Annotated in this window: 19 protein-coding genes; 13 read left to right on the top strand and 6 right to left on the bottom strand. The window is 43.1% G+C overall.

The annotated features are described in order from the left end of the window. Positions 1-103: 103 nt before the first annotated feature. On the top strand, positions 104-1,327 hold the full coding sequence (locus tag V3595_RS15015) for a PDZ domain-containing protein (protein WP_485908024.1): 1,224 nt from the start codon (positions 104-106) through the stop codon (positions 1,325-1,327). A gap of 68 nt (positions 1,328-1,395) precedes the next feature. Here the strand turns inward: V3595_RS15015 and V3595_RS15010 are convergent, their stop codons facing one another. Further along, positions 1,396-2,385 carry an ABC transporter substrate-binding protein gene (locus tag V3595_RS15010; RefSeq protein ID WP_413019963.1) on the bottom strand — a complete coding sequence of 330 codons (990 nt, stop codon included), beginning with the start codon at positions 2,383-2,385 and terminating at the stop codon, positions 1,396-1,398. A gap of 180 nt (positions 2,386-2,565) precedes the next feature. On the opposite strand from V3595_RS15010, the gene V3595_RS15005 reads away from it, so the two are divergent. Continuing rightward, positions 2,566-3,570 carry a FecCD family ABC transporter permease gene (locus tag V3595_RS15005; protein WP_402904369.1) on the top strand — a complete coding sequence of 335 codons (1,005 nt, stop codon included), beginning with the start codon at positions 2,566-2,568 and terminating at the stop codon, positions 3,568-3,570. Next, complete coding sequence (locus V3595_RS15000) at positions 3,567-4,622, top strand: FecCD family ABC transporter permease (protein ID WP_402904366.1); 1,056 nt, start codon at positions 3,567-3,569, stop codon at positions 4,620-4,622. The genes V3595_RS15005 and V3595_RS15000 overlap by 4 nt, the downstream gene beginning before the upstream one ends. Before the next feature lie 55 nt (positions 4,623-4,677). On the opposite strand, the gene V3595_RS14995 is transcribed toward V3595_RS15000, so the two are convergent. Both V3595_RS14995 and V3595_RS14990 read right to left on the bottom strand, forming a co-directional pair. Beyond that, on the bottom strand, positions 4,678-5,211 hold the full coding sequence (locus V3595_RS14995) for a YceI family protein (RefSeq protein WP_485908022.1): 534 nt from the start codon (positions 5,209-5,211) through the stop codon (positions 4,678-4,680). A gap of 472 nt (positions 5,212-5,683) precedes the next feature. Continuing rightward, a complete protein-coding gene (locus V3595_RS14990) occupies positions 5,684-7,873 on the bottom strand; it encodes an MMPL family transporter (protein ID WP_485908286.1) in 2,190 nt (729 codons plus the stop codon). Positions 7,874-8,193: 320 nt separating this feature from the next. Here V3595_RS14990 and V3595_RS14985 point away from each other — a divergent pair, with 320 nt between their 5' ends. The 10 genes from V3595_RS14985 to V3595_RS14940 all read left to right on the top strand — a co-directional run bounded on the left by V3595_RS14985 (position 8,194) and on the right by V3595_RS14940 (position 21,093). Next, positions 8,194-9,777 carry a catalase gene (locus V3595_RS14985; protein ID WP_485908284.1) on the top strand — a complete coding sequence of 528 codons (1,584 nt, stop codon included), beginning with the start codon at positions 8,194-8,196 and terminating at the stop codon, positions 9,775-9,777. Between the two features lie 191 nt (positions 9,778-9,968). Continuing rightward, positions 9,969-10,199, top strand: coding sequence for a CsbA family protein (locus V3595_RS14980; RefSeq protein WP_101223739.1), 231 nt, complete (start codon positions 9,969-9,971; stop codon positions 10,197-10,199). Between the two features lie 218 nt (positions 10,200-10,417). Further along, on the top strand, positions 10,418-12,403 hold the full coding sequence (uvrB, locus tag V3595_RS14975) for an excinuclease ABC subunit UvrB (protein ID WP_485908020.1): 1,986 nt from the start codon (positions 10,418-10,420) through the stop codon (positions 12,401-12,403). Between the two features lie 6 nt (positions 12,404-12,409). Then, positions 12,410-15,289, top strand: a complete 2,880-nt coding sequence (gene uvrA, locus V3595_RS14970) for an excinuclease ABC subunit UvrA (protein WP_485908018.1) — start codon at positions 12,410-12,412, stop codon at positions 15,287-15,289. 230 nt (positions 15,290-15,519) lie between these two features. Further along, on the top strand, positions 15,520-16,620 hold the full coding sequence (locus tag V3595_RS14965) for a DUF4097 family beta strand repeat-containing protein (RefSeq protein ID WP_485908016.1): 1,101 nt from the start codon (positions 15,520-15,522) through the stop codon (positions 16,618-16,620). Positions 16,621-17,172: 552 nt separating this feature from the next. Further along, positions 17,173-18,108, top strand: coding sequence for an HPr(Ser) kinase/phosphatase (gene hprK, locus V3595_RS14960; protein WP_137016681.1), 936 nt, complete (start codon positions 17,173-17,175; stop codon positions 18,106-18,108). 27 nt (positions 18,109-18,135) lie between these two features. Next, entirely contained in the window at positions 18,136-18,948 is an 813-nt protein-coding gene (gene lgt, locus V3595_RS14955; RefSeq protein ID WP_485908014.1) for a prolipoprotein diacylglyceryl transferase, read from the top strand. A 27-nt stretch (positions 18,949-18,975) separates the two neighbouring features. Further along, the gene (locus tag V3595_RS14950; protein WP_485908012.1) at positions 18,976-19,920 is read left to right on the top strand and encodes a nucleoside recognition domain-containing protein; all 945 of its coding nucleotides are present in this window, start codon (positions 18,976-18,978) and stop codon (positions 19,918-19,920) included. Further along, positions 19,910-20,578 (top strand): pyrophosphatase PpaX, encoded by a 669-nt coding sequence (gene ppaX / locus V3595_RS14945; protein WP_485908010.1) that lies wholly within the window; start codon positions 19,910-19,912, stop codon positions 20,576-20,578. The genes V3595_RS14950 and ppaX overlap by 11 nt, the downstream gene beginning before the upstream one ends. Further along, positions 20,575-21,093, top strand: coding sequence for an acyltransferase (locus V3595_RS14940; RefSeq protein WP_485908009.1), 519 nt, complete (start codon positions 20,575-20,577; stop codon positions 21,091-21,093). The genes ppaX and V3595_RS14940 overlap by 4 nt, the downstream gene beginning before the upstream one ends. A gap of 36 nt (positions 21,094-21,129) precedes the next feature. Here the strand turns inward: V3595_RS14940 and V3595_RS14935 are convergent, their stop codons facing one another. From V3595_RS14935 to V3595_RS14925, 3 genes are all read right to left on the bottom strand, one after another. Continuing rightward, complete coding sequence (locus tag V3595_RS14935) at positions 21,130-21,273, bottom strand: YwzD family small protein (protein ID WP_485908007.1); 144 nt, start codon at positions 21,271-21,273, stop codon at positions 21,130-21,132. 77 nt (positions 21,274-21,350) lie between these two features. Next, positions 21,351-21,980, bottom strand: a complete 630-nt coding sequence (locus tag V3595_RS14930; RefSeq protein WP_485908005.1) for a class D sortase — start codon at positions 21,978-21,980, stop codon at positions 21,351-21,353. A gap of 1 nt (position 21,981) precedes the next feature. Next, positions 21,982-23,040, bottom strand: a complete 1,059-nt coding sequence (locus V3595_RS14925; protein ID WP_485908003.1) for a processed acidic surface protein — start codon at positions 23,038-23,040, stop codon at positions 21,982-21,984. Positions 23,041-23,153: the final 113 nt, after the last annotated feature.

Raw genomic sequence — 23,153 nt, 5'->3', positions numbered from 1 at the left:
GGAAACTTAAGATAAAGCTACTTTTTCTGCATCTTAATAGGCATGAAGGCCACATTTTTGATAGAATAGGAGGTAACTGACCAGAACGAAATTTGACAAAATTTTGATTACTTTTGAGGATGGTGGAAAGAAATTGACAACGGATTGGCTGATTGCATGCTTAATGGGATTAGGAAAACTTTTCCTTCAACCTTTACTTTATGTTTCGATTGCCTATTGTTTATTCATCGGCTATCTTCGCGTTAAACGGGAACGCCATGATTTTAATACGAAGATCTACAGTTTTTCCATGGAGCTGCGTTCCATGTTACCTCAAGGATTGATATGGGGATTGATCCTTTCCTTCCTAACGCTGGCAACTGGACTCGCCATTCCTTTGGCGGCACTGTCCATCATGGCAGTGGTTACGGTTTTGTCCATGCTATCCATGAAGAAGAGGTTTGTTTCCCCCGTTTACACAATGGGGTTCACCTTCTTTATCCTTTTCTTTTTATATGATAGAGATATCAAGCTGCCGTTACTTCAGGATGCTCTTAATCAGCTGGATCGGTCCGTATATCCGACACTTGTTATTTTGATAGGGTTATTACTGATTGCTGAAGGGTTTTTGATTGTTGCTAATGGAAGTAAAAAGGTTTCTCCTCAGTTGGAGGTATCCAAGAGGGGGCAGCCGATAGGTGTGTATGTTTCACAGCGAATCTGGCTAATTCCCATGTTCGTTATGATTCCTGGAGGACAACTTCCAGTGCCTTTCGAATGGTATCCGGTTTTTTCAATCGGAGACATGTCCCTGTCGCCGATCGTACTGCCCATTTTAATCGGCTTTAAGCAAAAAGTTCATGGGACGCTTCCGGAACTGGCCATTAGGGCGCAAGGCAAAAAGGTAGGGGCATTGGGAATTGTGATTACACTATTGGCGGCAGTTGGTTACTGGTACCCTCCATTGGCAATCATAACGGCTGTTTTAGCAATCCTTGGTCGTGAATTCCTGCATTATTCCCAAAAGGCAATGGATCAAAAGCTTCCTTTTTATTTTTCGAAAAGTAAGCTGGGTGTCCAGATCTTAGGCGTTATCCCTCAATCTCCGGCAGATAAAATGGGGTTGCTAAAAGGCGAGGTCATTTCGAAAATAAATGGGGTCGTCGTCAGGGAAGAAGAAGAGTTATACAGGGCGCTCCAAATAAACCGGGCACATTGCAAGCTTGAGGTCATCGATAATAATGAACAGATTCGTTTTGTGCAAAGAGCTCTATTTGACGGGGAGCATTACGAATTGGGCCTCTTATTCGTTGACGATCAATTGAAGGAAAGCGGACAAGTGGGTTAATGACAATATAAAAAAACGGCCTTTCTCGAATTATATCGAGAAAGGCCGTTTTCAATAGAAACGTGTTATTACTTTTCAAGCATGATCTTTTCTATATCTTCAAGCATTTTATTAGCTGCAATAACTCCGCCAGATGTATTCCATGTGGCGTCGCTAACCTCATGGGCATTTCCGTTTTTGACTGCATCAAGGTTTTTCCAAAGTGGATCATTAGTCCATTCTTTTGCTGTGCTTAGGGCTTGTTTGTCCCCTTCAGGAGCGTAAGTGAAGTAGAATAGAATATCTCCATCCATTTTAGGGATGACTTCTTTCCCAACCTCAATGGCAAGGTTGCCTAATTTATTATCTGCCGTGAACAGTTCCTTCTGTTGTTCTGCACGTTTAAATCCTAATTGATCGAAAATAACTCCAGAGAATGAATCTGTGTAATAAATACGAGTAGTTCCAGCCATGAAACGAACAATGGAAACTTCTTGATTTACTTTATCACCCAATTTAGCTTTAAGATCTTCTGTTTGTTTATCGAATTCTGCAATTACATCGTTCCCTTTTTCTTCAAGGTTCAAGGCTTTTGCATATAGTTTAAAGTTTTCTTTCCAATCTCCTCTTAGCGTTTCCGAAAAAACGGTAGGGGCGATTGCATTTAATTTATCATAAACAGCTTCTTGGCGTATCTTGCTTCCGATAATCAAGTCAGGCTTCAGTGATGCGATTTTCTCTAAATTAACTTCATGTTCAACACCAACAACTTCGACCCCATCCATATCATCTTTAATATGGTCGTACCAAGGGTCACCAAGCCATGATTGAACGGCACCAACAGGTTTAATTCCTAAAGCAAGCAATGCTTCAGTGCCTTCATTTGTTAGAACGACCACTCTTTTAGGTGTTTCTTTCAACTCGGCAGTACCCATGGCATGCTCAATTGTGTAGCTTTTTTCCTCTTTCTTGTCTTCAGCTTTATTTCCATCGGCTTTCTCATCCGAATTCCCGCAAGCTGCTAGAAGGAAGACTGCAAATATTGTAAAAATCGTTAATAATGACTTAAATCTAAACATCTATGTATCCCTCCCAATTTTCCGGCAAATGATAATCATTCGCACTTAACAGCCTCATCATAAAATGAATATACTTTTCTGTCAATATATAATTGAAAATGATTCTCAAATTCGTTGACATAATCCTGTTTAGACCAGTAAAATATTACTATACAAACGTGATTGGAAAGGTAACTGGATATGTTATTAAAAAATTCATGGCAGAAATGGATGGGGCTGTTCATTACCATTCTTTTGCTGCTGTTTTTACTGTGCTCAAGCATTGTATACGGTTATACAGATACAACATGGAAAATGGCCATCGATGCTTTTACCGATTTCAATGGGACGAATGAACACATTGTCATTCAATCAGTCAGACTTCCGCGGGCCCTGATCGCTTCGGCAATCGGTGCAAGTTTGGCCATTTCGGGGGTGTTAATGCAAACGCTAACTAAAAACCCCCTCGCATCTCCGGATATATTCGGGGTCAACGCCGGGGCAGGATTGGCGGTTGTCACTGGGGTCACCGTTTTTGGAATAAGCAATCTTCAAGTATTCACATGGCTTTCATTCATAGGGGCGGCCATAGCCGCGATAAGCATATATATGATTGGAAGCATGGGACGAGGCGGCTTGACACCTATGAAGCTGACATTGGCTGGTGCAGCCATGACGGCCATGGTAGCTTCACTTACACAAGGTCTTCTTGTTTCTAATGAGGCTCTTTTAGAGCAAGTCCTATTCTGGCTTGCCGGATCCGTCTCCGGTAGAAGTCTGGACAATTTAGTTGCCGTCCTGCCTTATCTTGTCGCAGGTTGGGGCCTTGCCTTGATCATGTCCGGTAAAATGAATGTGTTGTCCATGGGTGAGGATGTTGCAAAAGGTCTTGGATTGAATATAGTTTTCCTTAAGCTGGTTCTGGGGCTGGCAATCATCCTGCTCGCTGGCGGATCAGTGGCGGTTGCGGGTCCGATTGGCTTTATAGGAATCGTCGTTCCGCATCTTACCCGTTCTATAGTAGGCATCGATCATCGCTGGCTGATTCCCTTCTCTGGACTTTTTGGGGCGGTGCTTTTGATTGCAGCCGATGTCATATCGAGGTATATCCTGATGCCTCGAGAAGTTCCGGTCGGAGTCATGACAGCCATAATAGGGACCCCATTCTTTATTTATATAGCTAGAAAGGGGTTCAGCGGTCGATGAAGTCATATAAGAGCTTTCGTTTGTTTAATGAAAAAATATCATTCTTGATGGATAAAAAAGCTATGATCGTGATTTTCATATTATTTGTTGTCACTTCACTAGTGTTTGTGATCAGTACTGGAGTGGGTGAAATGAATATAAATCCGCTAAGTGTCCTTCAGGTCCTTTTCGGAGGGGGAGCGGAGAGCGATCGGCTTATCATCCAATCTTTCCGCCTGCCTAGAATAATTGTTGCCCTGTTGGTGGGGATGGGCCTTGCTGTAGCTGGCGGAATCCTTCAAGGGATGATTCGGAATCCACTTGCTTCGCCTGATATCTTGGGGATAACGGGAGGAGCGACAGTGGCGGTCGTTGGATTCTTGGCCATTTTTAGCGATAAGAATCATTCATTAACGGTGAGCATCAATTGGCTGCCGTTAGCTGCGTTCATTGGGGCGACAGTCGTGGCATTACTTGTTTATTCCTTAGCCTGGAAAAATGGAGTCCCCCCGATAAGGCTTGTATTGATCGGGATTGGGGTAATGGCTTTAATGAAGGCACTCACTACGATGATGATGATTCTTGGCCCAGTCTATCAAGCGAGCCAGGCAAACCTTTGGATCACGGGGTCAGTGTCTAACTCCACCTGGAATAATATCGCTGTTCTGGCACCATGGACGATTCTATTCCTGTTAATCGCCTTCCTGTATGCCAGAAATATTAATTTACAGGAGCTAGGCGATGACCTTGCAACGGGTCTTGGGGGTCATATCCAAAAACAGCGGTTTACATTATTGATGATCAGTACGGCCTTGATTGGCGGTTCCACAGCTTTTGCTGGAGGAATAGGCTTTGTTGGATTAATGGCACCCCACATGGCCAGAAGGCTTGTTGGTTCTAGTTTTGGAGTGTTACTGCCCACTTCAGCTTTGCTTGGCGGCATCCTGGTTATGGTGGCGGATTTGATTGGACGGACCCTATTCTCACCTTTGGAAATACCGGCTGGTGTCTTCACAGCGAGCATCGGGGCACCATACTTCATTTATTTACTTTATAAAACGAGGAATTCGTAACTTCGGTAAATGTAGAAAGAAGCAGCCATCCTAGGGATGGCTGCTTCTTTATTAATTAAGCTTCTTTAGCAACTTCGATTTCGATGGTAAGCGTGATTTGATCGCCGATCAGTACGCCGCCTGTTTCTAAAGCTGCGTTATAGGTTAAACCATAATCACTGCGTTTGACTTTACCTTTTCCGCTAAAGCCTGCTTTTTCATTTCCCCATGGATCTTTTCCTTGGCCTTCGAAGGTGATGCTGAAAGTTTCTTCTTGTGTGATTCCATTAAAAGTCACATTTCCAGTTACATCGTATTCATCTTCATCCGTTTTCACAATTTTTGTTGATTTGAATGTTAATGTAGGATTTTTTTCTACATCAAAGAAGTCAGCGGAACGCAAGTGATTATCCCGGTCTGCATTGCGTGTGTCAATACTGGCCACATCAACGGTAAAATCGATCTCTGCAGTTGTTAGATCCAATGGGTTTGCTAGAATGTTTGCTTCGAACTTATTAAAACTTCCTTTTACTTTAGCGATCATCATATGTTTTACGGAAAATTCAATAGCACTGTGAGTCGGGTCGACTGTCCATTTTGTATTTGTCATGATTATTCCTCCTAATTATTAATCTTGAATTTATATATCTTTAATTTGAGATATCTTAACTTAATGTAATTATAAGAGGTGGAAGCAATAGTGTCAACTGAAAGTTTTCCTTAATTTTGAAAACATGAAAAACCCTGTGCATTTATGGGGTGCAGGGTTTCAGACTGTAGACAAACTCGATGAAATTCAAGTTTGTCTCAGTTTTTATGAAGGTTTATTAAACCTCGAACGTCGATTTCAACTCCAGGCACTCGCTTTCCGCGGGCGGTCCGGGAGCCTCCTCGGCGCCTTGCGCCTGCGGGGTCTCCCCTCGACGCGCTTTTCCCGCAGGAGTCTGGCACCTTCCGTTCCAGTTCCAATCAACTTTGTTTTGGGGATTTTAGGTAAAACCCCTTTTGTCTACAAACTCAAACCCTGTGCATTTAGGCACAGGGTTTTTAATTATGAAGAAAAGTAAAGCTTACTACTTTTATTAATTGGCATGTTCTTTCTCTTCTTGATCGGTCACTTTACTTGGCCAAAAGGCACGGCGGCCAAGCAGGGCGGTGATCGCAGGAACAAGGAACGGGCGCACAATGAATGTGTCCATTAACACACCAAGAGCAGTAATGAGCCCGAATTGAACCAATACTTGAATCGGAAGTGTGGCTAGGACGGAAAAAGTGGCTGCCAAGATTATTCCGGCGGAAGTGATGACACCGCTAGTTTCGGTAACGCCTTTTCTGATGGCCTGCTTGATTGGCATCGTTTCTTTCTTACGCCAAATACTTGAAACCATGAAAATGTTATAGTCTTCTCCAAGTGCAACAAGGAATACGAAAGAATAAAGTGGAATCGTCCCCTCTATGGCATCGACACCCATGAAATAGTGGAGGATTATCCAACCTAAGCCCATAGCTGCAAAGAATGAGAGAATCACTGTCCCCATTAAATACACCATGGCTGTCACAGATCGCAAGTAGGCTAAAAGAAGCAAGGAAATCAGGACGATGATGATCGGGATGATCATGAATTCATCGGCTTTTACTGTATCCCTTTTATCGAATTGCGTCGCAGTTTGCCCGCCAATCCAAACCTTATCTTCGACGGAAGATATATTGGCTGCCTTCAATTCTTTCTCCGCAATTGTGCGGATTTCCGGAATGGAATCAATTGCCTCGATATCATATGGGTTGATGTTGAATTTGACCTCATAGGATTGCAGATCTTCATTGGATTTACTTGTGACTGGATCGGCCACACTTTCAACAATATTCATCCCTTCTAATGCCGGCGCTAAATCGATATCTTCACCATCCGTGTCGACAACCACTGTGGCTGGTGCCAGTTCACCCGGTGAGTACGAGTCGGAAATGACAGAATAGCCTTCACGGGAGTTCATATCTTCAGGAAAGGAAGAGAGAATATCATATGAATATTTTATTTGTGAAGAATATCCAGCTAATACACTGAAGATGATCAAGCATGTAAGAATGACGGTCCATGGCTTGGTTGTGACGATATGACCAATCCAGTTACCGATGCGGCCTTCTTTATGCTTTTTGACGGCTTTTCCCTTTTTCTTGGCCTGTGTTTCTTCCATTTCTGGTGTACGCGGAACGATTGGGTAGAAGGAAGCCCTTCCGAATACAGAAAGCAATGCCGGTACAAGTGTTAAAGCTGCCAGCATCATGATTAAAATGGACAAGCTGAATGGTACAGCGAAACGGTGGTAGGCTCCGTATTTCGCTACAAGCAATGTTAGCAGCGAGATGACGATCGTAAGGCCGCTCATCGCAATGGCGCCTGATGAATCTTTAAATGCGGCGATCATGGCTTTCCGCTTGCTTTCATGATTTCTTAATTCACTTCTGTAGTGAGAAATTAAAAATAGACAATAATCCGTTCCGGCACCGAATAATAATACGGTCATGATCGAAATGGCCTGTGAATCGACTGTAATCCAACCATGATCAGCCATGGATCCAAGGATCGGGCTTGTGACAATATAGGCGAAGCCTACTCCGATTAAAGGAATGATGGCTAAAAGCGGGGAACGGTAAATGAGTAATAATACGACAAGTACAAGTATTACGGTCGCTAATAGCAATTTGAAATCAGCACCCGAAAATAATCCCGTTGCATCGACGGATATCCCTACAGGGCCTGTCACTCGAAGTGATAATTCATCTGAATCTGTCGGGACCTTGAATGGGTCCGATCCAATGCGTTCCGATACTGTTTCATTAATGCTTTCAAGATTTTTTTCAAGAATTTCAGTCTCGGTCTTTTCTTTAAAGAAAAGCGGCTGTACGAAAGTCTTTCCATCTTCTGAAACCGATCCTTGAAGAGCAGGCAACGGAATTTCATGAAGCGGCGGTAAAAAAGATTGCTGTGTCAATGGGTTATCTGTCAGTTCCTTGGAAAGGTACTGGATTTCGGCCAAGTCGGCCTCTGTGAGTCCACCTTCCCGATGCCATGTAAGCAGGGCAGGTATTCCAGAGGAATTTGGAAACTCTTCTTTAATAAATTCATCAGCCACGAAGGAAGGTGAGTCTTCAGGCAAGTCAGCGGCATTATTTGCTGTTCGAGAATTAACGGCAGGCAATGTGATGGTTAATCCGATTGCTGCAATTATCCATACAGCAATGACAACCCAACGACTGATTTTTCCCGTCATCATCCTGCCAAGTCTTCCTAATATTGATTCGTCCAATGAAGGCACCCCGCTTTTTGAAATTTTTATCCTTAGTTCATTATAATGGTGTTCTGTTGACATATACAAAAATGGGTATGCTCACTCCATTTTTCTACTAAATGCTTCAAAGCTTTCTTATCATTATATGATTCAGACAAGTTGTTATTGGCATGAAATATGCACATCGATACATAGGGGAAAAGTACTTTTTTAACTAATTTCAATTAAATTCGAAGATTGAGGAGTGAAATATAGGGAATAGGGGAAAGTATAGTGGTATTGTGGAATTTATTAACAGAGGAGGGATTTTTTTGTCTGATAAATCTAAAAAAACAAATGATGAATCGAAAGAAACATTAACGAACAGGCAAGGACACCCGGTAACGAATAACCAGAGTATTAGAACTGTAGGGAACAGAGGACCTAGTACACTTGAGAACTATGATTTCCTGGAAAAGATCAGCCACTTCGATAGGGAGCGCATTCCTGAACGGGTCGTGCATGCCCGTGGTGCAGGTGCACATGGTTATTTCGTTCCGACCGGTAAAGCGGGGGACGAGCCTATTTCAAAATATACGAGAGCGAAGGTTTTTCAGGAAGAAGGTAAAAAAACCCCGGTATTCGTGAGATTCTCATCTGTTATTCATGGAGGGACGTCCCCGGAAACGTTACGTGATCCCAGGGGATTTGCCGTTAAATTTTATACGGAAGATGGCAACTGGGATCTTGTAGGCAATAACTTGAAAATTTTCTTCATCCGTGATGCCATGAAATTCCCGGATTTGATTCATGCCTTCAAACCGGATCCGGTCACGAATATTCAGGACGGCAGGAGGATTTTTGATTTTTGCGCGGGTTCGCCTGAAACATTCCATATGGTTACCTTTGTGTTTTCCCCATGGGGCATACCAGCTAACTACCGCATGATGCAGGGGTCAGGGGTCAATACTTATAAATGGGTGAATGAGGAAGGGAAAGCAGTGCTTGTCAAGTATCATTGGGAACCGAAACAAGGGATCAAGAACCTGACACAGCAAGAGGCCAATGAAATTCAAGCTACGAATTTCAATCATGCCACACAGGATCTATATGAAGCGATCGAACGCGGGGACTATCCTGAATGGGATCTCAACGTACAGATCATGAGTGATGATGATCATCCTGAGTTGGATTTTGATCCGCTGGATGATACGAAGATCTGGCCGAAAGATGAGTTCCCTTGGCTGCATGTCGGTACGATGGTATTGAATAAAAACCCTGAAGACTATTTCACTGAAGTCGAACAGGTTGCATTCGGCACAGGTGTCCTAGTGGATGGACTGGACTTTTCTGATGACAAGATGTTACAGGGACGTACATTCTCTTATTCCGATACACAACGTCACCGTGTTGGAGCGAATTATCTGCAATTGCCAATCAATGCTCCGAAGAAACGAACAGCCACGAATCAGACTGGCGGACAGATGCAATATGAAGTTGGCAGAGGCAGCCAAAGCCCCCACATCAACTACGAACCATCAACTGTCGGCGGCTTGAAAGAAGCCAAGCAGACGGGCAAGGAGTATACACCTATGGTGGAAGGGAAACTTGTTCGTGAGACAATCGATCGCCAAAACAATACGAAACAGGCCGGGGAAACATTCCGTGAATTCGAGGATTGGGAAAAGGACGATTTAATTTCCAATTTAGTGGCGGCATTGGCTCCTGCCGACAAGCGCATTCAGGACAAAATGATAGCACTTGCCGAAGAGGCCGATGAAGAGTATGGCCGCAGATTGAAAGAGGGACTGGCCTCGGCATCTGAACATACGGAATCTTCAAAACCACTTGGTGGGACGGATAACCCTGAGGCCGCCGTTAGTAAAGGACATGAAGCGGATCCATATTGATTGGACTAAAAAAGAAGCAAACTTCCCTTTAAAGGGGTTTGCCTCTTTTTTTTAATGGGCATAATTGATGGATGTGTGGAATGTTCTTCTGATGATGCCTTGAAAATCAAGTGGGAAATTGATTGGCAAAAAACTTGATAATCATTTAAACTGAAACTACTCTATTTTTCTCTTATAAAGGAGATGAAAAAATGATTAAATTTCTTTCTGCCCTTTTCCTTCCTTGTCTACTTGTCATGCTATTTTCAAGAGTCACCTATAACAATGTCGTGGGCCTTGTTTTAACTGTTGCCTTGATTACAGCTTCCGCATATAAAGGTTATACGCATACAAACTTATTGATCATCGTCGATGCCTTATCCCTAACAGTGGGATTTTGGTTATCAAAAAGAATGATGAAACGTACATCCAAGAGCGCCTGACACAAAAGGTGCTTTTTTTGTACCCAAACTTTTCATTCCCCTAAACACATCATGAAGTCCATAAAACAAAAATAGAATGGATGTTCGCTTATTGCTGGTTTGTTTTAAGGCTATTGTGGTAGAATGTGTATATATGCTTTATCAAACCGGAATAAATAGAAGGGATATAGGCATGTCCCGTTTTCATATAAAAATATTTCAATAGGAGGCTATGCTTGGTGAAGGATAAGTTTGAGTTAGTCTCAAAATACTCTCCTCAAGGAGATCAGCCGGCAGCAATTGAAATGCTGGTCGAAGGGATTAATGAAGGCAAGGAAATGCAGACGTTATTGGGGGCAACGGGGACAGGGAAAACGTTCACCGTTTCCAATGTGATTCAAAGAATCAATAAACCGACTCTTGTCATTGCCCACAATAAAACGTTGGCAGGGCAGCTTTACAGTGAGTTCAAAGAGTTCTTCCCTAATAATGCTGTTGAGTACTTCGTTAGCTATTATGATTACTACCAGCCAGAGGCTTATGTTCCATCCACGGATACATTCATCGAAAAAGATGCAAGCATCAATGATGAAATCGATAAACTGCGTCACTCGGCAACCTCGTCTTTGTTCGAAAGGAAAGATGTCATCATCATTGCCAGTGTTTCGTGCATATATGGACTCGGTTCTCCTGAAGAGTACCGGGAGATGGTTGTTTCCCTCCGAACAGGCATGGAGATAGACCGGAATGCCTTGCTGCACAGACTCGTGGATATTCAATATGAACGTAATGATATTGCTTTCCAACGGGGGACCTTCCGCGTTCGCGGCGACGTGGTCGAAATTTTCCCGGCCTCACGTGATGAACATTGCGTACGGGTCGAGTTTTTCGGGGATGAGATTGACCGTATTCGGGAAGTCGATGCCCTGACTGGCGAAATTACCGGTGAACGAGATCATATCGCCATTTTCCCGGCTTCCCACTTCGTAACCCGCGAAGAGAAAATGCGGATAGCCATTCAAAATATCGAAACGGAACTGGAAGAGCGATTGAAGGAATTAAGGGAAGATGAAAAACTCCTTGAAGCGCAGCGCTTGGAGCAGCGGACCCGTTATGATCTGGAAATGATGCGGGAAATGGGCTTTTGTTCAGGGATCGAGAACTATTCCCGCCATTTGACGCTTCGTCCCTCAGGTGCGACACCATACACTTTAATGGATTACTTTCCAGAGGATTTCCTATTGGTCGTGGATGAATCACACGTAACCCTCTCGCAAATCCGCGGAATGTTCAATGGAGATCAGGCGCGTAAGCAAGTGCTCGTCGATCATGGCTTCCGTCTGCCGTCTGCGAAAGACAACCGCCCGCTAAGATTTGAGGAATTTGAAAAAAAGGTCCATCAATCCATATTCGTTTCGGCAACTCCGGGACCATATGAACTCGAACATACCCCGGAAATGGTTCAGCAGATCATCCGTCCTACCGGATTGCTGGATCCGACGGTGGAAGTGAGGCCGATTGAAGGGCAAATAGATGACTTGATCGGTGAAATACAGGAGCGCGTCAAAAAGAACGAGCGTGTGCTCATAACGACCTTGACGAAAAAGATGTCTGAGGATTTAACTGATTATTTAAAGGAAATCGGCATCAAGGTCCAATATCTTCATTCGGAAGTGAAGACCTTGGAAAGGATAGAAATCATCCGGGAACTTCGAATGGGTAAATATGATGTTCTTGTTGGAATCAATCTTTTAAGGGAAGGCCTCGATATTCCGGAAGTGTCGTTAGTGACCATTCTGGATGCCGATAAAGAAGGGTTCCTTCGCTCGGAACGTTCGCTTATTCAAACAATGGGCCGTGCAGCCCGTAATGCCAACGGCCACGTCATCATGTATGCAGACCGCATCACGAATTCGATGGAACTTGCTATCAATGAAACGAGGCGGCGCCGTGAAATCCAGGAAAATTATAATAAAGAGCATGGAATAATGCCTCAAACCATTCAAAAGGATATCCGCGACTCCATAAGGGCGACTCATGTAGCCGAAGAAGGTGAAGAGTATAAGGAAGACCTTGCACCAAGCCTCGCGAAGCTTCCTAAAAAAGAGCGTTTAAAAGTGATGGCAAGCATGGAAAAAGAAATGAAGGAAGCGGCAAAGGCACTGGACTTCGAGCGAGCTGCCGAGCTGCGTGATTTATTACTAGAGTTAAAAGCGGAAGGGTGACGAAACATGGCAATGGATAAAATTGTGATAAAAGGCGCCAGGGCCAACAATTTAAAGAATATTGATATCACGATACCGAGAGACAAACTTGTTGTGCTGACCGGATTATCCGGATCTGGAAAGTCTTCCTTGGCTTTTGATACGATTTATGCAGAAGGGCAAAGACGTTATGTAGAATCACTGTCCGCTTATGCTCGTCAATTCTTAGGCCAAGTGGATAAACCGGATGTCGATGCGATCGAAGGTTTGTCACCAGCCATTTCCATAGACCAGAAAACGACCAGTCGAAATCCTCGTTCAACCGTAGGGACTGTTACGGAGATCTATGATTATTTAAGGCTGTTATTTGCACGGGTCGGCAGGCCGACCTGTCCGATCCATAATATTGAAATTACCTCACAAACGATTGAGCAAATGGTGGACCGCATTCTTGATTACCCTGAGCGAACCAAGCTTCAGGTATTGGCACCGCTAGTCTCAGGCAGAAAAGGGACACATGCGAAAGTTTTGGAGGAAGTTAAGAAACAAGGATATGTCCGCATTCGTGTGAACGGGGAAATGCATGATCTCAGTGAGGAGATCACTCTCGAAAAAAATAAAAAACATTCGATTGAAGTCATCATAGACCGGATCGTCATTAAAGAGGGTATCATGGCCAGGCTTGCAGATTCATTGGAAAGTGCTTTGCAGCTTGGCGAAGGCAAAGTCATCATTGACGTCATGGGTGAGGAAGAGCTGCTGTTCAGTGAACATCATGCTTGTCCATACTGCGGATTTTCGATTGAAGAGTTAGAGCCTAGAATGTTTTCCTTCAATAGCCCGTTTGGGGCCTGCCCGGATTGTGATGGCTTGGGGGCAAGGCTTGAGGTGGACCGTGATCTGGTCATCCCGAATAACGAATTAAGCCTCCGTCAACATGCAATTGCGCCATGGGAGCCGACGAGTTCTCAATATTACCCTCAGCTCCTTGAAGCGGTGGCCAACCATTATGGGATAGACATGGATGTGCCCGTTAAAGATTTACCGGAAGAGAAGATGGATAAGGTCTTGCTTGGTTCAGGTAAAGATAAGATATATTTCCGTTATAAAAATGATTTTGGAAGAGTGCAAGAAGGATATATTCCTTTTGAAGGAGTTTTAAGAAACATCGAAAGGCGCTTCAAGGAGACGAGTTCTGACTTTATTCGTGAGCAAATGCAGAAATACATGTCAGAACATCACTGTCCAACCTGTAAGGGTCATCGATTGAAAAAAGAGAGTCTTTCCGTGCTCATTCAAGGGGTCCATATAAGTGAAACGACAGCTTTATCAGTGGAAGATGCGTTAGTATTTTTCGATGAGCTTGATTTGACTGAAAAAGAAGCTGCAATTGCGAGATTGATTTTACGTGAAATTCGTGAGCGGCTCGGTTTCCTGGCTAATGTAGGTTTGGAATATTTGACGTTGAGCAGGGCAGCGGGAACATTATCAGGCGGTGAAGCGCAGCGTATAAGATTGGCGACACAGATTGGTTCCCGATTGACGGGAGTCCTATATATTTTGGATGAACCTTCAATAGGGCTGCATCAGAGGGATAACGATCGATTGATCGAAACATTGAAGAATATGCGCGAAATCGGTAACACACTCATTGTTGTCGAGCACGATGAAGATACGATGATTGCTGCGGATTATTTGATCGATGTTGGTCCTGGAGCAGGAGCGCATGGAGGAGAAATAGTGGCCGCTGGAACTCCAGAAGAGGTCATGAATAATCCTAAATCCTTAACGGGGCAATATTTAGCAGGGAAGAAATTCATTCCATTGCCATTGGAACGCCGGAAAAATGATGGCCGTGTCATTGAGATAAAAGGTGCCAAGGAAAATAATTTGAAAAACGTTAATGTGAAATTCCCGCTTGGGGTCTTTACAGCCGTAACAGGAGTCTCGGGATCAGGGAAAAGTACATTGGTGAATGAGATCCTCCATAAGTCATTGGCTCAAAAGCTGAATCGGGCAAAAGCCAGACCAGGTGATTTCCGTGAAATCAAGGGAATTGAGCATTTAGATAAAGTCATTGATATTGACCAATCACCGATCGGCAGAACTCCACGATCGAATCCAGCTACCTATACGGGTGTATTCGATGATGTTCGTGACGTGTTTGCCTCGACTAATGAAGCGAAGATCCGCGGTTATAAAAAAGGAAGGTTCAGTTTTAATGTGAAGGGCGGTCGCTGTGAAGCATGCCGTGGTGATGGCATTATCAAGATTGAAATGCATTTTCTCCCAGATGTCTATGTTCCATGTGAAATCTGTCATGGTAAACGTTATAACCGGGAAACTCTAGAAGTGAAATATAAAGGGAAAAACATATCCGACATTCTCGATATGACAGTTGAGGAAGGCGTTAGTTTCTTTGAAAATATCCCAAAAATCAAACGGAAGCTACAAACGATTTATGACGTTGGTTTGGGTTATATCAAGCTTGGACAGCCTGCCACCACTTTATCAGGCGGTGAAGCGCAAAGGGTGAAACTTGCTTCTGAATTGCATCGCCGATCCACTGGGCGCTCCTTCTATATCTTGGATGAACCAACTACCGGTCTACATGTCCACGATATAGCAAGGCTGCTTCAGGTTCTGCAGCGGCTGGTTGACAATGGGGATACCGTTTTGGTGATCGAGCATAATCTGGATGTCATCAAGACGGCGGACCATATTATTGACCTGGGACCGGAAGGCGGAGATAAGGGCGGTACGATCGTCACTTACGGAACACCTGAAAAAATATGTGAAGTTTCCGAATCGTACACGGGAAAATACTTAAAACCTGTACTTACCCGTGATCAAATCCGCATGGAAAATTGGATTGAAGAAAAAGAAACGGAGCATGAACATGCTTAAAGGAACAAGCCATCAGGCTTGTTTTTTTGTAGAAAAATGACGGTGTGCATTTAATCAATCATTTGATTAAAGAATAGGAAAAGGAGATATTTCCGGGGAAATCATACATCTTCTTTTTCGGAAATTGTCATTTTCCTTTGTCGAATGATGGGAAAAACGGTATTTATGAAACTTTTTAGATATCTAGGCGTATGTATGAATAAAATGATAGAAGAAAGCGAGGAATGTTCATGCAGGAGGAAAGAAAGAAGATTTTAGAAATGATTCAGGATGGAAAGTTATCAGCGGAAGAAGCCATGGGCCTTTTGGAAGAATTAGAAAAAGCCAGTCAGGAAAGTGAAGCTAAGGAGCAGAAATTGCAAAACGAATTATCGACGGTAGTCGTGGATAAGAAAAGCGAAGGAAGCACTCAGGATACGTTTAAAAAGAATATCCAGTCATCGAAAGAAAAGATTATTGATTTCGTTGAAAGTGCTTTTAAGAAAATCAAAGAAACGGATCTTGATTTCAATTTCGGGAAATCTGTGGAGGTCAGTCATATTTTCCAGCATGATCATGATTTCCTGGATGAGATTGATGTAGATATAGCAAATGGGAAAATAAAAATCGCCGCATGGGACCATAATGATGTCCGGGTTGAATGCCAAGCTAAGGTATACCGTGTGGAAGAAATAGAGGAAGCCAGGAAAAACTTTTTGGAAGAAGTCGATTTCACGATTGAAAATGGAAAATTGAAGTTCAAGGTTCGTGAAAAATCCATAAAGGTTGATACGATCATGTACATTCCAAGAAAGGAATATGAGGACATCCATGTAAGGATGTTCAATGGCGCAATCACGACTGAATCACTGAAATCAGAGAAGCTTAAAGCGAAAACGGCGAATGGTGCCATTCATATCATGCAGGGTACGGGTGATTTCTGTGAGCTTGAAACAGGTAATGGGATGATCACCATTTCAGATACCAACTTTAATGACTTGGAAGCCGAGACCCTGAATGGAGCGATTAATGCCGATGGATACTTCAAGAAATTGGATGTCCAAACGTTCAATGGGGAAATAATCTGTACGAATTCAGGGATGGATTGCGATTCGATCCATGCTAAGTCAGTCACTGGAAAAGTTCAGCTGACCCTGCCGCCAGGTAAGGCGATCGAAGGAGAATTGAAATCAAATTTAGGAAGCTTTAATGTAACTTTGGAAGGGATGACAATCATCGAAGAGAAAAGTGATGTGGTTCAGAAGGTCCTTAAGTTTAAGACGGTTAAAGAAGAGGTTCCTGTGCTTCATGTTTTTGCAGAAACCAAGACTGCAGCGATAACGGTTTCCTGAAGAAAGGGAAAGCCCGTTGATACCACTGGCGGCTCAAACTGTAGGCAAACTCGATGGAAAACGAGTTTGCCTGCAGTTTTTTTATGGCTTGTTCTAAATTTAATAACAAGGTTGATTGGAGAGAAAGGTACGAGACTCCTGCGGGAAAAGCGCGTCTAGGGGAGACCCCGCAGGCGCAAGCCGAGGCTGCTCCACGACCGCCCGCGGAAAGCGAGTTTCTTGAGCGGAAATCAACATCCAATTTGTATCGGAACCATACCTAAGGAGTTGCTTTGGAGTTGGTTCGGGAACATCATTTGATGAAAGATACGTTTTCCGACTCCTTTTGTCTGCAAAGTGAGCCTGCCAATATAAATTGGCGGGCTTTCTTTTATTTGGATGTAAGGATTCATGTATGTTCCTCTCATCTCTTTCCTGTTCACGTGGCCAATCCGGGTGGAGTGAATAAAAAAACAATAAATCGATAATGCTTTGTTTGGTTATTAACAGAAAAATGCTAAAATAGAAAAAGTATCTCAAAAAATAGCATCGCTCCTAAAGGAGGAAAGATATATGGCAAAAGTCCGTACAAAGGATATAGTAGAAGCGTTCGGTCTAGAACTTATCAGTGGGGAAGAAGGAATTAACAGACCAATCGTCACGAGTGATTTATCTCGTCCCGGACTTGAAATAGCCGGTTTTTTTGATTATTATCCCGCAGATCGAGTACAGCTTTTAGGTATGACGGAGATGTCCTTTTTTAATCGGCTGAATGAACCGGATCGAGTACAGAGGATGGAAGAGTTATGCAGGGACTTTACTCCAGGCATCATCATTACGCGTGGTCAGGAAGTGCCGATAGAATTGATCGAAGCTTCTGAGCGGGAATCAGTTCCTGTGATGAGATCTAATATGAAGACAACAAGGTTATACAGCCGTCTGACCAATTTCCTAGAAAGCAGGTTGGCACCAACTACTGCTGTTCATGGTGTATTGGTGGATATCTATGGGTTAGGTGTGTTGATCACCGGGAAAAGCGGCGTCGGTAAAAGTGAGACAGCCCTGGAATTAGTGAAACGGGGTCATCGTCTCGTAGCCGATGACTGCGTCGAAATCAGGCAGGAAGACCAAGATACGCTGGTCGGGAATGCCCCGGATTTAATCGAACATCTTCTAGAAATAAGAGGATTGGGAATCATTAATGTAATGACACTTTTTGGAGCTGGCGCAGTCCGCAGCAATAAAAAGATCTCAATCGTCATCAATCTGGAACTATGGGAAAAAAACAAGCAGTATGACCGGGTTGGCCTTGATGAAGAAAAAATGAAAATCATCGATACGGAAGTGACGAAAATTACCGTACCTGTCCGTCCAGGGCGAAATTTAGCTGTCATAATTGAAGTGGCAGCCATGAATTACCGCCTGAAGCGAATGGGAGTAAATGCAGCGGAACAGTTTTCAGATCGATTGAACCATGCAATTGCAGATCCGGAACATGATGAATTTTAAAAGGTTATAGGAAAAGAGGGGAACAAAATGGAACAAGGAATACAGCCGCTGAATCCGATAGCAATTGATCTAGGTCCCATCCAGGTACATTGGTATGGGCTAATCATCGGTTTCGGTGTGTTATTGGGTCTTATTATCGCATTAAGGGAGTCTGAGCGAAGAGGTCTTGATAAGGAAATATTTACTGATTTGATTTTGTTTGCTGTCCCGATCGCGATCATTAGTGCTCGTATTTATTATGTGATCTTCCAATGGGAGTACTATTCACAAAACCCGGGGGATATCATAAAAATATGGAATGGCGGAATTGCCATACATGGTGCGTTGATTGGATCGGTGCTGACTGCAATCGTTTTTGCAAAGGTCAAGAAGGTCTCATTTTGGAAGCTGGTGGATATTGCTGCACCGAGCTTATTGTTGGGGCAGGCAATTGGCCGTTGGGGTAATTTCATGAATCAGGAAGCGCATGGTGGAGAAATAACAAGGTCATTCCTTGAAAATATGCATTTGCCTGAATTCATCATAAATCAAATGTACATAAACGGTACGTATTATCACCCGACCTTTTTGTATGAATCGATTTGGAATATCCTCGGTGTCATTATTCTCTTAAGTTTACGGAAAGTGAACTTGCGCAGGGGGGAACTGTTTTTAACCTATGTAATATGGTATTCCATCGGACGTTATTACATTGAAGGATTGCGGACCGACAGTTTGATGCTGACGGATTCACTGCGTATCGCACAAGTGATCTCGATTGTATTGGTAGCTGTAGCCATCGCTTTGGTGGTCTATAGAAGGGTCCGCGGGCATGCAGACAAAAGATATTTAGATGCATAGGTAATATGTGAAAAGGGAGAGGGCATAGTGATAGTAGATTCGGTTAAAAAGGGACTTCTTTCAGGCTTGAATACAACCTGGTCTTTGGGGAAAGTGATATTTCCGGTTACTCTGATCGTCACTGTGCTTCAATATACGCCTGTATTGCCATTCATCATCAACTTGATAGCGCCTTTGATGAATCTCATCGGTCTTCCAGGGGATGCTGCAATTCCGCTTGTATTAGGGAATTTCCTGAATTTATACGCAGCGATCGCTGGCATATTAACGCTTGATTTGACTGTGAAAGAAGTTTTTATCATCGCTATGATGCTATCTTTTTCACATAATTTATTGATCGAGTCAGGTGTGGCGATGAAAACCGGTGTCAAGCTGTGGGTCATCCTAACAGTACGGATCGGGCTTGCGCTTTTGTCCGCGGTCGTCATCAATCTTGTTTGGCAGGGCGGATCTGAAATGGCCCAAGGAACGGCTATCGGGGAGGCTGCAGAGATTAACGGAGCGGGTGCAATCCTATTACATGGGGTCATCCAGGCCCTTTCAGGAATTGGCCAGCTGGCGGTCATCGTTATTCCGCTCATGGTGGCGGTTCAAATCATGAAAGATTTAAAGTGGCTGGAAGCCTTCTCGAAAGCCCTTGCTCCCTTCATGAAGGTCCTGGGGATGAAGCCGAATGCTTCCATGCCTTTCGTTACAGGCCTGACTCTCGGTTTGGCATATGGCGCAGGCGTTATGATTCAAGCGGCTAAAGAGGATAATGTTTCGAAGAAGGATATGACGATTGCATTCATCTTTTTAGTTGCCTGCCATGCTGTTGTAGAAGACACACTGATTTTTATTCCGCTGGGGATTCCGGTCTTGCCGCTGTTACTTATTCGGCTACTCACTGCCATTGTTTTAACGATGGCCGTTGCGTATATATGGAATCGGACTGATAGGGTACAGAGAAAGGAAGCTGTATATGAACAGTAACATAACTACATTATTATTTGATCTTGATGGTACGTTGATCAATACAAATGAATTGATCATCGCCTCTTTTACAGAAACTTTAAACCACTTTTGTCCTGGAAAGTTCAATCGGGAAGATATCATTCCATTTATCGGACCGACTTTGGTCGATACGTTTTCTTCCATTGATCCAAAACGTGTGGATGAAATGATTGCATACTATCGGGAGCATAATTGGAGGAACCATGATTTGCTTGTCACACAATTTGACGGGGTGTTCGAAACCGTTCAAACGTTGAAGCAAAGCGGTTATAAATTGGCAGTCGTTACGACAAAGAAGCGTGATGTCGTCGAAAAGGGCCTGCGTTTAAGCAAACTGGATCAGTTCTTTGAAGTGGTGGTCACACTGGATGAGGTGGAAAAGGCAAAGCCGGACCCAGAGCCTTTGGTAAAAGCTTTAAATCAACTCGGTTCGGTTCCTGAAGAAGCTATCATGATTGGCGACAGTTATCATGATATTATGGGCGGGAAAAATACAGGTACAAAAACGGCAGGGGTCTCATGGTCCATTAAAGGCTGTGGATTCCTGGAAAGTTATCACCCTGACTATATGCTTGAGCAGATGGCGGATTTATTGAATATCGTTGAGGTTGAAAAGCTCACGGAGGCTAGAAAATGAGACGCACGTCCCGCTATCCAGTTGAAGGGGCCAATTCACTATGGCATGTATATAAGACCGTTCCATTCTGGAAAGTCGTAAAGAATTTTATGGTGATACAGCTAGCACGTTATACGCCTTTTCTGGGCATGAAGAATTGGCTATACAGGACTTTTTTACATATGAAAGTCGGGAAGCAAACTTCGTTTGCCTTGATGGTCATGCCGGATGTGATGTTTCCGGAAAAAATATCGGTCGGAATAAATACTGTCATTGGCTATAATACGACGATCCTTGCTCATGAATATTTGATTCATGAATATCGTTTAGGAGATGTAGTCATTGGTGATGAAGTATTGATTGGAGCGAATTCGACCATTCTTCCAGGACTTTCAATTGGTAATGGGGCGATTGTCTCTGCGGGGACGCTTGTCCATAAGGATGTTCCGGAGGGAGCTTTCGTTGGGGGAAATCCAATGAAAATCATATATACCAAAGAGGAAATGCTTGAGAGAGAGCAGAAAACTTCCTTATGAAAAAAGGGACTTGCCCCTATATGCGGCAGGTCCTTTTTAATGGCATTTTGGGTATAACGGAGTCAGTTCATTCTTTAGATGCTCTATCACTTCGTTGATTGATATATTTTCCTGGTTCACCGTCGCTTCATACGTTTCTTTTAAAATTTGAAAAAACCTTTCCTGTTCCTGTTTTTCCATATTTAACTTGTCCTCCTATCATCTATTAAAGACTTATGAAGAGGGAGCTGACAACTTCAGCCCCGCAACTCATTTATCTATTCCGATTTCAATAAATCGGCAACCAATACGTACCGTTCCGGTGCACTACCAATATATGAAAAAGGGTAGCAGGTTGTTACTGTAAGTGTGGCTTTAGGCTTGGGAACGATCACGGTACGGTCATCTGCATCGACGATACGAACCTTCCTCACTTTATATGTAAACGAACCGGCTTCTGTCTTGGCAATCAGCAAGTCGCCTTCGCCGACTTCACCTAGATCTCTGAAAATTGTATCTCGGTGACCGGATAAAACTGAATTATCCTTTTCACCTGGGAGGACGGAGCCCGCATAATGACCGACGCCCTTTTCGAGTTCATCTTCGTCCGTTCCGTGATAAATTGGGAGTGTTGCCTCAATTTTTGGAATATAAAGCTCACCCATCAAATCACCTGTCTCCGGCCGTTCTTCATATAGCTCAAGCCCATCGGGAATATCTGCTTTCGTCTTCGGTTCGGGGAGCTTAGCCGTCACTTCCGTTGTGTCAGATTTCATTTTATATAGGGCATAGCCTTTGAACAGCGTATAGGCGTTTGTCGTTGTAAAATAAAAGCCTAAGGTTAAAAAGCAAACAGCAGTGATAAGTAACCACTTTTTCTTATGCCTGGATTGCCTATTTTTGTTCATCTTAATTAGTGAGTCTCGCTTTTCTAATTAATCCGAAAGCGATACCCATCAACACTAAACCGATTAAAGCATCGAATAAGTAATGACCAGCCGTTTTAGGAAGCACTCCGCCTTTTTCCGTTTTATGTTCAGGTTTTGCGGGTTTCTTCTTTTCTTTTTTTACCTCAACCACTTTAGAAATGACCTCGGTGGACTGTTTAATGTCATTACCGGTTTCTTTCACTAAATCGGAACCGATCATTTTACCTGTCAATATAAAATCGAGCAAAAAATTGCCGTTTAAATCATAAATGGAAACTAGTAAACTAGCATTCGTTAATTCCTTAAGCTGGAATAAAGCCTCAAGGGATAGGTTTGTCGTGACACCATCCTGAATTAAGGCGAATTTGAATTGAATTTGCAGCAAGCTTTGAAGATCATTATAAATAGAAAGCAATTCAGCCACTTGTTCTGCAGACAATTCATCAATTGTTTCAAAATACTCAAGTTGATTCATTCTATCGGAGATCGCCATTAAACGAGCTTCAAAAGAAGGGTCTTCGATGATAGGCAAAAGATGGTTCATGAATCTGTCGAGCTCTTCGTCTGTAAGGCCGATCTCAGTAAAGAGACCATCCATTAAATCGATGATCTCTTCATCATCATATTCTATCTCTTCCTCATCATAACCCATTTCTAAATCGATGATATCCTCAATGTCGTAAATGAAATGGAAGGTATCGATGATGGAATCTCCCTCTTCCAGTTCGCCGTATTCTATTAATAATTCCGTTAGTTCAGCTTCTGTCATTTCATATTGTTTAAGTAGATTCTGTAAGGTCTCAGGAGTGACGGCCGGTCCTAATGTATCACGCAACTCTTCTACCGATTTCAGTTCATTCAATGTTAAGTCGTAATAGGATAAATACTCTTCCAATTCTTCTTGTGTCATTCTAACTTCAGAAAGGTATGCATTAAGCTCATCCTGGTTGATCTTAGTTGCGGCAAAACCCATCGTTCCGCTTGAACCCAGTGAAAAAAGAACGATGAGTGCCACAAAAAATGAAAAATATTTCTTCATTCCCATTTCCCCCTAAAATTTTATAATATTACCAAACTCCTAAATATTATAAAACAGCTAAACCAAAAGGTATACATTAATAACAATGAATGGCTAAAGATAGGAAGAATCAT

It is taken from the genome of Bacillus sp. CFBP9009 (assembly GCF_036541465.1).
Taxonomy (GTDB): Bacteria; Bacillota; Bacilli; order Bacillales; family DSM-1321; genus Peribacillus.
This window is presented reverse-complemented; position numbering and strand designations above follow the sequence as displayed.